This is a genomic window from Chryseobacterium sp. (genome assembly GCF_019236175.1).
Taxonomy (GTDB): domain Bacteria; phylum Bacteroidota; class Bacteroidia; order Flavobacteriales; family Weeksellaceae; genus Chryseobacterium.
Genome location: NZ_JAFAJM010000003.1, coordinates 46302 through 60351 on the forward strand (window position 1 = coordinate 46302; position 14050 = coordinate 60351).

The window sequence follows — 14050 nt, forward strand, 5'->3', positions numbered from 1 at the left end:
CGACCTAAATAATGTTATCGGTATTGATCAATTTCGACACCCTGTTATCGTCAATGGTTTGATTTTAAGCATCTTCGCGTAGTGCTTTTATATAGTAGGAAGGAAGGGTATCCGTCACCTGTTTGAAAGCTCTTGTGAAAGATTCGGCATTATTAAAGCCTATATCTTCAGCAATAGCAGCAATGGTTTTTAATCTTAATTTTTTATTTTCTTTAAGCTCTTTAACCACAAAATTTATTCTTAGCTCATTGAGGTACTGAGAAAAATTTTTCCCTTTTAATTCATTAATGATTTTAGATAAATAATCTCTGTTGGTTTCAAAATCTCTTGCCAGAGAATATAGGGTGATATTTTTTGAAGTAAATAATTGCTGATTCTCAAAATTTTCAAGTTTGGTAATAATGCTTTGTTTTACACTTAAAGGAATCTGATTTTTAGCTTCATTATTACCGTCCTCCTGGTTGTTTTCTAGGGAAGCCTCCAATTCAGCTGCAGCTATGGATGGCTGAACAGGTTCAGGAGCTGATACCGGATGGCTGATTGCTGTAGAATGAATTTCTTTTGAATGACTGACTAATTTCTGAGCTTTAATCCGGTAATGTTTCATCTTCTTCCGGTTCACAGTATATAAATACACAAATAGGCATAATAACAGAAACCCGCCGCCGAGCCACCAGTATAGTACGGTGTTTTGTAAACTTAAATTTGTGATTAGTTTTTCTTTTTGTTCCAGTAGTTCCGGGGTATCATATTTTTGATGAATTTCTTTAGAAAACGCATAATTGGACTCGTAAATGGTTTTATTTAATTCAATTAACCTATTGACAAGATAAAGCTGCTTTTCTTTATCATCCTTTAATTTATAATGATTTAGTGTGTTTTCGTACAGTCCAATCAGGTTTTTATCCACATTATTGGTGACTTTTTGTAACGAATCCAATTTATTGAAATAATATAAATATTGAGGCTCATCATGTATCTCATGAAAATTCATAGACAAATACATATAAGTCACCTGAAGATTACCAATTCCAAACTTTTTAAAAAATTCAATATTATCCTTCAGCCCTGTAACAGATTGCTGATATTTTTTTAAATAGTATTCTGTAACATGATTAGACAAATCAAACATTCTTGTATAATATTTTTTATCATACAGAATACTTTTTGATTTCCCGATATTCCCGTAGATATATGCGGAATCATATTTTTTTACAGAATTGTATGTATTCGTCAGACTGAATAAAATAGACAAATAGTTGTTGGGATCTTCTTTTTCCCGGTCTTTTATATATTCATAGTTCTGTCTGAATATTTTTATCGCCTCATCATAATCATTCGTAGTGTATTTTATATCCCCGATGGCATTTTTGATCAGGACAATACTTTTTTGATCATCATTTTTTTTGGCGTATTCTAATGCGGATAAATAAGAAGTGAGTGCCTGATTATACAACCCTGCATTATAATAAATATCTCCGGTCTTGAAATATCCGTATGATAGATCTCCTATGCTTTTGTTTTTTATGGCCGTTCTAATACTATCGGTATATTTCAGGTTCTTTTCTGATTTTAAAAAATGAAGAAAATATCCATCCACAATTCTCTTTATATTGTTTTCTTTTTTAGCCTTAACTAAAAAAGTATTGGCATACAGAAGTGCCGGATCAGACTGAAACGTTGTACTAAAAGACCTTTCTAATTGTTCGTAATTTTTGTTTTTTAGAGAATCCGGTGTTTTAAACCCCTTTAGGCTTTGCGAAAAACATATGTTGACACCGATAAAAGATAAATATAGACATAAAAAAAAGCGTAAATCTCTCTGCATATGCAATAATACACTTTTTTTATCATTCTTTCCGCTTTAAAATGATGATTAGTCTATTGCGTTGAAAATCAATATCATTAAGGCTTCTGAATAGAGTGGTGAAATACCTGAATTGATCAATTCACTGGAGGTATTGGGGTATATTGATCAAACCCGATATGCTTTGATTGTATTATAAAAGCAGGAGACCCATATTTGTTCCAACAAAAACACAGAATCCGATTTTAAGTATGTGTACAGTACAAAATAGGGGAATGTTTTACCAATCAATGATACAAAGAGATTAAGCAAAAAATCACAGTTACTTTATCTTGTTGTATGAAATATTTACTAGCAGTCTAAAAATTTAATGTAATTGAATTTATCTTTATTATGAATGATATTTATAAAGTCTCCAAATACGTATTTTTTTCAAAAAATATTATCTGTTCAAAATACTCATTAGCATATTCTACAATAACGAATAAAGTATTAGCTATTGAAAAAAACATGGCTACAAAAATCCAGAATCAGGAATTTGAAAATGTAGATTCTGATATCTTTCAAAAGCTTATTGATTATGAATTTATTGTTCCCTCTCATGTAGACGAGCTGAGAAAGGTGATCAATAAATTTAAATCCTTTATCAATGATGATGACCTGCTTTATCAGGTAATTCAGCCTTCAGCAAATTGTCAGTTGGGATGTGATTATTGCGGCCAGGTTCACAATGATAAAAAAATCAGCAACAACAATGTGGATGAAAAGATATTCAAGAGAATAGAGCACAACCTTTCCAAAAAGAATTATAAAACTTTAGGAATTTCATGGTTTGGCGGTGAGCCTTTGATGGGATTATCCCAGATCAAGAAAATGAGTAAAAGGTTAATTGCTCTTACTGAATCCAAATCCATGGGGTATACTGCTAAAATGGTTACCAACGGATTAAGCCTTAAAAAAGAAATTTTTTATGATTTGTTTCTGAATTACCAGATTACAAGTTTTGAAGTTACCCTTGACGGAACTGCAAAATTCCACGATGAAAGAAGGCATACTAAAAGCGGAAGAAGAACGTTTGATCTCATTCTGAAAAACCTTGAAGACATTGTGAATGATAAAAGATTTGCCAATTCCGGAGTGAATATCAATATACGGTCCAATATTGACGGAGAAAATTATAAGGATACCGAAAACCTTATTAATATTCTGGATGAGAAAAATATCCTTAAAAATGTTAATTTCTATTTAGCGCCTTTACATTCATGGGGGAATGATGCGCACAAGAAAACTCTCAACCGTGAAGAGTTTGCAAAATTTGAACTGGAAGTAGCATTAAAGCTTATCGAAAAAAATAAAAAAGTACAAACAGTTCCAAGCAGAGGGAAGGATATTGTGTGCATGAGTTTGTATAATAATTCAGAATTATTTGATGCCGAAGGTAATATATATAACTGTTCTGAAGTCTCTCAGGTACCTGTATATACGGAAAATGACTATGAATACAGAATAGGCAGTTTAACTGATCATTCTCATGCTGATATCGATAACAACAAACGCCCGTTTGCCAACTGGAATGACGAAATACTGGAGAAAAAGACTCCTTGTTATGATTGTAAACTTCTGCCAATCTGCGGCGGAGCATGCCCTAAACTATGGAAAGAAGGAATGTACCCTTGCCCTTCTATGAAAACCAATTTTGAAGACCGGATCTTTTTACAGTTTTACCAGGATAATCTGGATGAAAACAAGGAGTTTAGAATCAAAACAAAAGAATTAGTATAAATCGGTTTCAGTGTAAAACTGAAATATTATTAATATTTAAATTTTTCATTATGAACAAATTAGAAGACTTAAAGTCAAAATTAGAAATGGTGGAGCTGGAGGAAAGGCTGGAAATGGTTCAGCTTATTTCAGCGGAACAAGAATTAGAAGGAGATAACTACTGTTGTACGGGAAGTGATGCAACATGTAAGCCTTCTTCATCTGTCAATTAATTAAAACATTTTAACAATTTTAAATTTTTAACCATGAACAAATTAGATGTATTAAAATCCAAACTGGAAATCGTTGAATTAGAAGAAAGATTAGAAATGGTGCAGCTGATTGCTTCCGAACAGGAAATGGCAGGAGATAACTACTGCTGTACGGGAAGTGATGGCACATGTACGCCTTCTTCATCCAAGTAATTGTAACGAATAACATTGTGAAAACTAAAAACTCTTAACCATGAATAACTTAGAAATATTAAAATCCAAACTGGAAATTATTGAACTGGAAGAAAGATTGGAGATGGTGCAGCTTGTTGCTTCCGAACAGGAAATGGCAGGGGACAACTACTGTTGTACGGGAAGTGATGCATCATGTACGCCTTCTTCATCCAAGTAATTGAAACGAATAGGATTGTACCCCTAAAAAACTTTTAACCATGAATAACTTAGAGATATTAAAATCCAAACTGGAAATTATTGAACTGGAAGAAAGGTTAGAGATGGTGCAGCTTGTTGCCTCCGAACAGGAAATGGCAGGAGACAACTACTGTTGTACGGGAAGTGACGCATCATGTACACCTTCTTCATCTAAGTGATTCCGCTAAAAACATTGTAACAACTTAAATTTTTTATTATGAACAAATTAGAAAGCCTAAAGGCAAAATTAGAAATCGTTGAATTAGAAGAAAGATTAGAAATGGTTCAGCTTATTGCGGCTGAGCAGGAAATGGCAGGGGATAATTACTGCTGTACGGGAAGTGATTCATCATGTACTCCTTCGTCTAAGTAATTTAAATTATTAATTAACACTGAATTTTTATTATGAACAAGCTAGAAGACCTAAAGTCAAAATTAGAAATTGTTGAGCTGGAAGAAAGACTAGAGATGGTTCAGCTGATCTCGGCTGAGCAGGAAATGGCGGATGACAACTATTGTTGTACAGGCAGTGATGCTTCATGTAAAGCTTCATCAGTAAATTAAACCCTATCCGGACCGGCGTCTTACATACTTATTATTAAGGCGCTGGTCTATTTAAATGATTTTACCATGAATGAATATGCTCGTTTTGTAACCAAGGGGTCTATTATCAAAATATTTGGAAGAGAAAAATATGAAAGTGTCTTAAAGGAATACTTACAGTACAATTCTTTTAATAAAGATATTTTCCTTGAAAATACCACGATTCACAATACCATCAAACCAATTGAAAATGTCATTTATATATCATTCCATTTTGGTCCCTTTTTTAATATTCCTATTACGCTTTTAAGAAACAGGATTGATATAAATTTTGTTGCTTCCAGGCTATCTACAGAAAAACTGGATCGTTTCTCTCATACCATAACCAGTGAGAAACTGAATTTTGATAAAGAGAATATCCTGTTGGGGGATACGCCTACAGGAATGAGAAAAATTATAGCAACCTTAAAAAACGGGGGAAGTGTTTTTTCTTTAATTGATACCGGAGTGGGACTTGGAGATATCAGAAAAAGCAATAATGCCCAGATTTGTGATGTGCTGAATGCTCAGTTATATGCTAAAAGTGCAATCATTCAACTGGCATTCAAATTAAAAGTTCCTGTAGTTCCTGTTTTTAGTATATGGAAAAATGATCATGCTGTGCTTAGTTTTGAGGACCCTATATATCCTTCGGATGAAACCAGCCCGCAGGAAGTAACGGATAACATATGGAAAAGATTTGTGAATCATTATCTGGTTAAATATCCTGAACAATGGGAGTCTTATCATACAGTCTATAAATTATTTGCTTTCGATGATCCGGAGTATGTCATTGATATAGAAGATAAGAATCAGTATATAGTAGATGGTAATAACTTCGAAATTATAGAGTCTGACGGATTTATCCACATCTGTGCCTATTCAACTTTTCATATTTTCAGAGCTTCTGATAGAGTACGGCAATTCCTGAATATGACGGCCCGGGAAGGCATTACATTAAAACTCAGAGATGTCTATGAGATCCTTAAGGGAGAAGAGATTATAAGATTATTAATAGAAAATAACATTTTGGTGAAAAATGAAAATTAATGAGAACTGCAAAATTAACTTTAATAATGTTTCCTTAGCTGATAACGGAAAGGAGCTTGTTATGGAATACGAAGGAAAGTGCTTTGTCATCAATGATTTTATATTCAGTATTATCCATTTTCTGAAAAAAGAAAATAACATAGATAGTGACAAAGTATATGAAAAATTCAGTCTGAATCAAGAGGAATTTGATTTTGTCCTAAGTAATATCGAAGAGAAGCTGCAGGTAAAAGAAACTAAAAGTAAAGGCGGAATCTTTTTCAGGTTTACTATTTTCAGAAAAAACCATGTTAATACAATCACAGATTTATTAAAACATCTGATTCCTAAAAAGGAAAGTCATTTTTTTATGTTGTTTGTATTGATTTTTTCATTGTTTATATCAGCATTTATATTTGAAACCAATTCTGCTGTCGGGAAAAACTATTTAAAAATAACCAATAAGTATGAAGTATTCTATCTATATCTGTCTATTTTTTTTGCATCAGTTTTTCATGAATTTGGTCATGCCTCTGCTGCCAAAAGATTTAGACTCACTCCCGGAGAAATTGGTTTTGGCTTTTTCTTCATATTTCCGGTTTTTTATTCCAATGTAACCACAATATGGACATTGGATAAAATGAAAAGAATTGTAGTCAATCTTTCAGGAATCTATTATCAGTTAATTTTTGCAATTCTTATTTTTTTATTTGTAAAAGACACCAATTTTATCATATTATTTTTGAAGGCCAATCTGGCGATTATTATTTTTTCATTATTACCATTTTTGAAAAATGACGGCTATTGGGTTTTATCAGATTATTTTGATTTAAAAGGACTCTACGGAAGATCTTATACATACCTGATCAGCTTATGGAGAGGAAACGAAAAATTTAATAATTTTTTATTCATCTATAGCATTATACACTTTTGTATGGTCTTTTATCTGTTGTTTACTTTCCTGCGTTTTTTCATCTTAAAAGTGATCAATATTTATACGCTTACACCAAGTCTGGAATTTGATTATTTTCTGACTGTCGGTAAATTTATTTTCAATCTTTTTATTCTCTATACATTGAGCCTTAGATTATTAACCTTCTTTAATACTCCGAAAAATGTCTAAAGTATTTTTTATTGTTGCCGCCTTAATAGTGGGCTTTATTATCATAGATATGTTATTAACCAAAGATCAGGTTATTAACAGGAATTCTTTTTCCCTTACTGATCATGATTGTACTCTTGAGGGAAACGGAACTGTCCTTTTCTTTAATTCTGATGACAATACCGTGAAATATCAGATTGATGACAAAACCAGAAAAACCTTTACAATTGAACAGGAAGACGGAAAGACATTGCTGTATCAGAAAGTTCGTACCAATATCTATATAAGGCTTTTTAATAGAAATCGGGAGTATCCTGTTATCAGAGTCTATTTACCCAAAGAGATGAGCAAATTTGATTTTAAGCTCTACCGAAATGGTGATTTTATTTTTAAAGACCCGTTCAGAATAGATCAGTCTGTTTTCAGATTAGAAGGGAACGGGGATATGTTTTCTTCTTCTAAGCTAATGATAAAGCATTGTTTTCTCGAAGTACTGAAAAACGGAAGTATAAAATTGAATCAGATCAGCGGAGATGTATTGCAATACAGAATTACCGATAATGGTAATATAAAAGCATCAGGAGAATTCTTAACTAAAGAAAAATTATAAATACTATGAAGAAGACACTTATAGCAACCGGTCTTTTAGCTTCGTTATCTTTTCTGGCACAGGAAAAAGAAGTGGCAAAGGAAATAGAAAGTGTAAATATTAACAAAACTAAAAAAGCTGTTGAACAAAAAGCCGACAGAACTATTTTCGATTTTTCTGAACAACCTAATCTCAACTCAGGTTCTTCTCTGGACGGGATAAAAAAACTTCCGGGAATGGTCGTTACAGATGTTACCGGAATGATGTATCAGGGAAAACCCCTGGCTGTTTATATGGATGGCCGCCCGCTGAATATTTCCGGAAATAATCTGAATGCTTTTTTGGAAGGACTTCCGGCAGGTTCTATTGACCGGGTGGAAGTGATTACACAACCCGGAGCAGAATTTCCGGCAACTTCAGGAGGAGCTATTCTGAATATTATTGTAGCCAAAAGTGCCAGAAGTTACCTGACAGCTACTTATTCGGGAGGCTATCGTTTCAGTGACTACGATAAATTCAGAAGCAGATTCAATAATAGTATTGTTCTGAATTCCAGAAATAAATTATTCGGATGGCAGTTCAGTGCAGGACAAACATATGCTGAAGGATTTAGTACCGGCAAAATGGACGATTTATCAGATAATTTCAGTGATAAATATTCGAGAGGCTATTTTGCAAAAGTAGGATTGACATTCGACCTCGGAAAAGACAGAGTATTATTCAACTATGATTTTAACAATAATAATAACGATGCCCTTTTCAATAATAACGGAATAGCACTTTATAAGAATGAGCATTTTAACCCTTCCGCACCCGTTAGTGAAACAAATCCTGAAGGTATTGCAAAAGCATACTCCACCACAGGGAAAAATAAAAATAATAACTATAGAAATGAGCTTGCTTTAACTTATCAGAAAAGATTTAATGATAAAAATCAAAAGCTGGATCTTAAACTGATCTACTCAGATTATTCAGGTACTTTTGATCAGTATAGCTACTTTACAGAACCCGTTACCATTTATCAGGAAGGTAATAATGGATTTCGTCAGAATTTCTATAATTTCCGTGTAGATTATTCGCAACCGGTAAAATTGCTGGACGAAGGTAAAATTAATTTCGGAGGTTTATACGAAAGAATGGATTTTAGAACGGATAATACCGGAATCAAAAATCTGGATTACAAAAGACAAACAGCAGCAACGTATGCCGAAATCAGCACCAAATTAAAGAAATTTAGCTTTATTGCCGGTGTCCGGGCAGAAGACTATGATATTTCAGGAACGGTATTAAATAATTCACTGACTCATTGGGATAATCTGATGCCGTTCAAAAAAACTAAAATTTTCCCTAATGCAAGTGTACAATATGATTTTGCAAGAGCAGTCTATTTTAATCTGAATTATAACAAGAAAATTTCTTTACCCGGTATATCCCAGCTGAATCCCAATAACAATACTTTGCAGTCTCCGAATGTAAATATTACCGGAAATCCTGATGTACAGCCTACAATTTATGATAACTTTGAAGCTAAATTAAGTGCTTTTAATTATGCTTTTCTTAGCTATAATGTAAGCCATGTTAAAGATCAGGTGGTAATGTACATCGAAAGAGACGGATATAATCTTTCTCAGACCAATGTAAACATTCATCAACTGACACAGCATACATTTAATATCGGAGTTCCCTTACCGTTTCTAGTATTCAATAAACCTTTTCAGGATATTGTGAAGTTTAAATATAACCCGGATAAGATTAATTTTATTTATTTCTATGCAAGTTATCAGTTCCAGGATATTAAAGATATTCAGAATACAAAAGGGATATGGTTTTTTAATGCGGTAGGACAATTTATTCTTCCGAAAGGTATCCGGTTTTCTCCGACCCTGATGTACTCAACTAAAGGAAATTACTACCTGTTCCAGTCAACAAAACCAACAATGAATCGTGTTGACCTGACTTTAAGTAAAAAATTCAATCATGACAGATTACAGGTTACCCTGTATGCAAACGATATTTTTAATAGCACCAGAATGTCATTTAAATCAGTAAACACAGCCAGTCCTGTGTTTCTGGATAATCGTTATGACAGCCGAAGTTTTGGAATTTCTGTCAATTATAAAATTCCTACCAGAAACAAACTTGCAAAAGTGGATCAAAGTGTACTGAGCACCGAGAATACCAAAGAAGAAAGCAGTGAAGTGCTGAAACAGTAATGCTTTCAGCAGAAGCTCCCATATTGGATATAAAACCAGAAAAAATGAAAATTGGATTAATAGAAGTTTGCTTACAAATGAACCCGGATCATCGTAACAGAGATGAAAAATTAAAAAAAATAGGATGTGAAAAAAAATTATATATCACTCTGTCAAACGGGAAAGTAGATCCGCATGAGATCATACAATTGGTAGAAATGGAAATGATACGTCCCGGTGATGTACTTATTGTTTCAAGTTTTAGTATTATTAGTCACTTCAACAGGCTGCTGGAATATTTACAGTTGTATGGAATTTATATTCAAAGTGTAAATAATGATTTTGACCTTTATCACCCGCAGGATTCGTCTTTATTTTTTAATCACTTTTCCGATAAGGGCTTTTAATGATCATAATTGAGCGGATGTTGAAGAATTAAAGGCCATTTTTTGGTCTTTAATTTTTTTTTAAATATTTACTGAGGCCTTCGGAGGCTTATTAGGTATTAATAATAGTTTTTAAGTTTTAACTGGTTGATTATCATAGTTTAGTATTTTTACTGCATCCTGTGATTTTAAGTAAAATGAGGTTGTTTTCATCTGCATTTGGTGATATGAAATTTAAAAAGCACCCATGATCTTTAGAATATTTAAAAAAGCCGCGTTTAGTTGTAATTATAGCCTTTGGAAAGGGATGAAAAAGCAAAAGCACTTTTTGAAACTTTCAAAAAGTACTTTTGCTGTGATGCTGAGTTTTTATCCGGTCTTATCTATGAGGGGAAGATTAATCCCTAATTTAAAGACTTTGTGATAAACTGTAATCTGATTTTCAGTCTTTTCAAATTGCTTTTTAATGTTTGCAAGTGAAAAATCCTTCAGTAAGGATGATGAGGTGTTTTCCTGTTGACCGGCATTTTGCTGATCAAGATACGGGTAGATGATCAGGCAATCTATCACTTTATCTTCTTCCCATGTATTGTTTTTACTTTTTATTTCATTAATGACCTTTTTCAGACGGGAATAGCCTGAAACCTGACGGATATCTTTATGAATATGACTTTTAGTATATTTCAGTTTATACTTCGTATCAATAACCATTTCATAGCCCGGTTTACTGATCAGAATATCCAGATGATTTCCATAGGTACTAAACTGATAATGAATGTAGCGTTGATCCTGAGGATTAGCTTTTATCAGCTGACAATAAAAATACAACTCGAATAATCCCGGCATGTCGATCCAGAAGGGTGGGGTTTCTATTTTTTTACGGGTTGTTTTGGTGATGTTATACGAAAAACGTTTCAGGATAAGCTGACCGATTCTGATAGCTTCTCCATATTCATTGAAGAAAGGATTTTTCCGGATATTTTTCAACTGATCCTCATTAACACCGGTACTGATGTGCTCAAAAGCCGGTCTGCAATAATTCAGAATATGTTTAAATTCCGTACCGGACGAAAATAATAGCGGATTATTCCCAATATAACTAATTGAAAACGCTAAGACCTTCTTTAAAAAACGATTCTCCAGATGATCCTCTCCGAATACCTGAAACTCACAGAAAGTGGAAGTCAGTCTGTTTTTAAAAACATTCTTTTTAATATGCGGCCCTAGCAGCACTTTTCCCTTAATCCTGCTGTTCAGGTTTTCCTGAACTTTATAATAAGACTTTTTCAGCCCTTTTCGTACAATTGTTTTTAAATGCTGTAGAAACTGTACAATAAGAAACGGCGTTAAATGATCATCTTTCTGGTCAATGCTAATAGGGTGGGCCTTCCAGTCGATCTGGATGATCTCTTTTGAATATCCGGCTGTTTGTGGTAAAGCCATGATATCCAGAAGGATTTTAAGGTAATTGATTTCTCTGGTTTCGGCTTTTTCATTACTTTCAAACTCTTCAGTAGCCGGTATGGAGTTTTCTTCCTCACTGAGACAGTTCTGGAAATATTGTGATAAACCCGCATTTATTTTAGGTTCTACATATATGGTTCTGCCGGTTTTTCCCAACCAGTCCACGCCCACAAAATAGCCAGCTTTGATTTCACACTGGTTTTCCCCTTTTACCACCGAAAAAGAGAAAGACTGATGATTGAATTTTTTACTTTCCAGCGTATTAAACAGCTGGAAAGAGTCGTCATCAAGATACAACTCATCATGGATCTCTGAAAAAGGCTCTTCAGAGATGATTCTCTTTATCAGAAAACTTTTATGTTCCGAAAGTAAAATTCCCATCAATTATTTATTTTCAGATCATTGATATAGGCTTTGATGTCCTTTCCGTCATGATCTCCGATAAGAACTCCGTCTTTTACGTATTCCAGAAGAATAGGAACGACCTCATAATTCATCTTCATTCTGAAAATTTCCTCTTTTGTCTGATCAGGGCGGATATCTTCTGTTTTGGCAATAAAATAACTATGACCCAGCTGAACATCTTTCGCTTCAAATTCGCCACTTACATTTCCGTTGCTGAATAGCTGCGAAACTTTTTCAAAACCTTCTTTATTAAAATGAATATGCCTATCTTCCACCAGAGCTTCAGGTAATACATCAATAAAAGCAAAACGCCTTCTTACCGCGTAATCAATATGTCCCACACTGCGGTCTGCGGTATTCATGGTGCCGATGATGTAAAGGTTAAAAGGGAGGATGAGCTCTCTTTTACCGTCCACTTCATATACACTTTCCACTGCTTTATCCCTGTATTCAAGAGCGTAGATCAACTCTCCCAAAACAGATGAAAGATTAGCACGGTTGATTTCATCAATTATCAGAACGTACTTGTCTGACTGGGATCCCGGAGGTGAGGGAGCAGGAGCAGGCTTATCCTTTACAAAGTTTCTGAATTTCTCAACTACAGGAAAATAATAGGATGTTCTGTGGTATACTGCCTTTGCCAGATCATGATAATTTTTTGTGTCTTCTTTTTCAGTGATATCATATTGGTAAAGTTTTATAATCTCACTGAATTTTAAACGGTCTCCCTTCCAGCCGTCACTCGAAATATGGAAGGAATTTTCTCCGATATGGGTGAGGAAAAGCTTATTGGTAAGTCTTATTTTATGATCATTGGCAATAAGTTCTTCCTCTATAGAAGTTTTGAAATCTTCAAATACTTCTTCCAGCCATACGGCAGATGAAATAGTATTGTTGTGTCGGGTATGTTCACAGGCTTTTTTGATAAAATCGCCGAGAACTTTATTTTCAGCTTCATAGATGATGCCGTTTCCGTCTTCATCCGGTTTGGCCACAATACCTCTTACAAAATCTTCATATGTGTAGCTGGGATGAAACTGAATCAGCTTAAACTGGGGGTGATCTTTCAGTTCCTTAATATCATCTAATCCCAGTAATTGAATTGCCAGTTCTTTTGCCTGTCTGGTTTTTCCGGTTCCCGGAGGACCCTGAAGAATGATTTGTTTTTTATATTCTAAAATTCGGAGCTGATGATCCAGTTTGTTTTCACTCATATCATTTTGTTCTGTAGAAGAAGGGGTATTTTGTTCCTGAAAATAATCATAAACCTGCCATGGAAGAGTTACAATGTCGAAAACGTCTCGGTCGAGTTTTTCTTTAAAGATCTGAAGCAGATTATGGCTGTCCTTAAACCAGTCATAGGTAAGTTCCATTTTGAAATCGTCAACATGGGTATTCAGCAGATACACCAGATGGCCTAGTTTATCTTCATTGACGATAGTACATAAAAGTTGTGGCTGTAAACCTGCGATAAGCCTATTGGTAGCTGCTTTTTTATTATTATCCGTACATTTTCGGATCAGTTCCTTGATCTGATGGTAGGTTTCAAATAAAGGCTCTTCCTGATTTAAAGCAATCCTCTGTAAAAGTATGGAGAGTTCGGGCCAGTTTTGTTTAATCAGCTCTCTCTCTGCATTCGTAAAATATCCTTGTTTCAGAGATGAAACACATTGATCTGCTGAGCGCATAAAAAATTCATAAAAAATTTCTTTGTCCCAGTCTTCCCAGTTCTTTCCCGTACCGGCTTCCTGAATAAACTGGGGTACGTGATGGATGTAGCCTTTCTGCCATTCATCCCAAATCTCTAATTTGTCAATTAATTCTGTAAAAGTCATATTGGTTTTTAGTTTGCTGACTGCCATATAATACATGATCCGTTAGCAGCGAACGGAGCCTTTATTGGCGGTAAATTATTTGTAAATAAATGTTGAATATCTTCTATACCATCATATAAAGAGATGAAGTGGTATTTGTTTTCATGGATTTGTTGTTTATGGATTACAATAATAAGGAAAATCTTTAACGGATAATTACGGGAAGACGTAAAATATAAGACTTTCACCACTTATTTCTGAAGTTGAAATATAAA

General features: G+C 34.0%; 15 protein-coding genes. 12 read left to right on the forward strand and 3 right to left on the reverse strand.

Annotated features, from left to right (window positions below; genetic code table 11):
• Positions 1-64: 64 nt before the first annotated feature.
• Positions 65-1828 carry a helix-turn-helix domain-containing protein gene (locus JO178_RS01685; protein ID WP_291930772.1) on the reverse strand — a complete coding sequence of 588 codons (1764 nt, stop codon included), beginning with the start codon at positions 1826-1828 and terminating at the stop codon, positions 65-67.
• A 489-nt stretch (positions 1829-2317) separates the two neighbouring features.
• Here JO178_RS01685 and JO178_RS01690 point away from each other — a divergent pair, with 489 nt between their 5' ends.
• From JO178_RS01690 to JO178_RS01745, 12 genes are all read left to right on the forward strand, one after another.
• Positions 2318-3589: a radical SAM protein gene (locus JO178_RS01690; RefSeq protein ID WP_291930773.1), complete on the forward strand. Its 1272-nt coding sequence runs from the start codon at positions 2318-2320 to the stop codon at positions 3587-3589.
• Positions 3590-3639: 50 nt separating this feature from the next.
• A complete protein-coding gene (locus tag JO178_RS01695; protein WP_291930775.1) occupies positions 3640-3801 on the forward strand; it encodes a hypothetical protein in 162 nt (53 codons plus the stop codon).
• 33 nt (positions 3802-3834) lie between these two features.
• Positions 3835-3993, forward strand: a complete 159-nt coding sequence (locus tag JO178_RS01700; RefSeq protein ID WP_291930777.1) for a hypothetical protein — start codon at positions 3835-3837, stop codon at positions 3991-3993.
• 40 nt (positions 3994-4033) lie between these two features.
• Positions 4034-4192 carry a hypothetical protein gene (locus tag JO178_RS01705; RefSeq protein WP_291930779.1) on the forward strand — a complete coding sequence of 53 codons (159 nt, stop codon included), beginning with the start codon at positions 4034-4036 and terminating at the stop codon, positions 4190-4192.
• A gap of 40 nt (positions 4193-4232) precedes the next feature.
• Positions 4233-4391: a hypothetical protein gene (locus tag JO178_RS01710; protein WP_291930779.1), complete on the forward strand. Its 159-nt coding sequence runs from the start codon at positions 4233-4235 to the stop codon at positions 4389-4391.
• A 38-nt stretch (positions 4392-4429) separates the two neighbouring features.
• Positions 4430-4585, forward strand: coding sequence for a hypothetical protein (locus JO178_RS01715; protein WP_291930781.1), 156 nt, complete (start codon positions 4430-4432; stop codon positions 4583-4585).
• A 32-nt stretch (positions 4586-4617) separates the two neighbouring features.
• Positions 4618-4776, forward strand: coding sequence for a hypothetical protein (locus tag JO178_RS01720; protein WP_291930783.1), 159 nt, complete (start codon positions 4618-4620; stop codon positions 4774-4776).
• Between the two features lie 66 nt (positions 4777-4842).
• Positions 4843-5844, forward strand: a complete 1002-nt coding sequence (locus tag JO178_RS01725) for a hypothetical protein (RefSeq protein WP_291930785.1) — start codon at positions 4843-4845, stop codon at positions 5842-5844.
• Positions 5834-6946, forward strand: coding sequence for a hypothetical protein (locus JO178_RS01730; protein WP_291930787.1), 1113 nt, complete (start codon positions 5834-5836; stop codon positions 6944-6946). Before JO178_RS01725 ends, JO178_RS01730 begins: the two co-directional genes overlap by 11 nt.
• Positions 6939-7535, forward strand: a complete 597-nt coding sequence (locus tag JO178_RS01735; RefSeq protein ID WP_291930789.1) for a hypothetical protein — start codon at positions 6939-6941, stop codon at positions 7533-7535. The genes JO178_RS01730 and JO178_RS01735 overlap by 8 nt, the downstream gene beginning before the upstream one ends.
• Positions 7536-7540: 5 nt before the next feature.
• Positions 7541-9727: a TonB-dependent receptor gene (locus JO178_RS01740; RefSeq protein ID WP_291930790.1), complete on the forward strand. Its 2187-nt coding sequence runs from the start codon at positions 7541-7543 to the stop codon at positions 9725-9727.
• A gap of 44 nt (positions 9728-9771) precedes the next feature.
• Positions 9772-10113: a hypothetical protein gene (locus tag JO178_RS01745; protein ID WP_291930793.1), complete on the forward strand. Its 342-nt coding sequence runs from the start codon at positions 9772-9774 to the stop codon at positions 10111-10113.
• A 348-nt stretch (positions 10114-10461) separates the two neighbouring features.
• Here the strand turns inward: JO178_RS01745 and JO178_RS01750 are convergent, their stop codons facing one another.
• Entirely contained in the window at positions 10462-11937 is a 1476-nt protein-coding gene (locus JO178_RS01750) for a restriction endonuclease (RefSeq protein WP_291930795.1), read from the reverse strand.
• A complete protein-coding gene (locus JO178_RS01755; RefSeq protein WP_291930797.1) occupies positions 11937-13796 on the reverse strand; it encodes an AAA family ATPase in 1860 nt (619 codons plus the stop codon). Before JO178_RS01755 ends, JO178_RS01750 begins: the two co-directional genes overlap by 1 nt.
• Positions 13797-14050 lie beyond the last annotated feature (254 nt).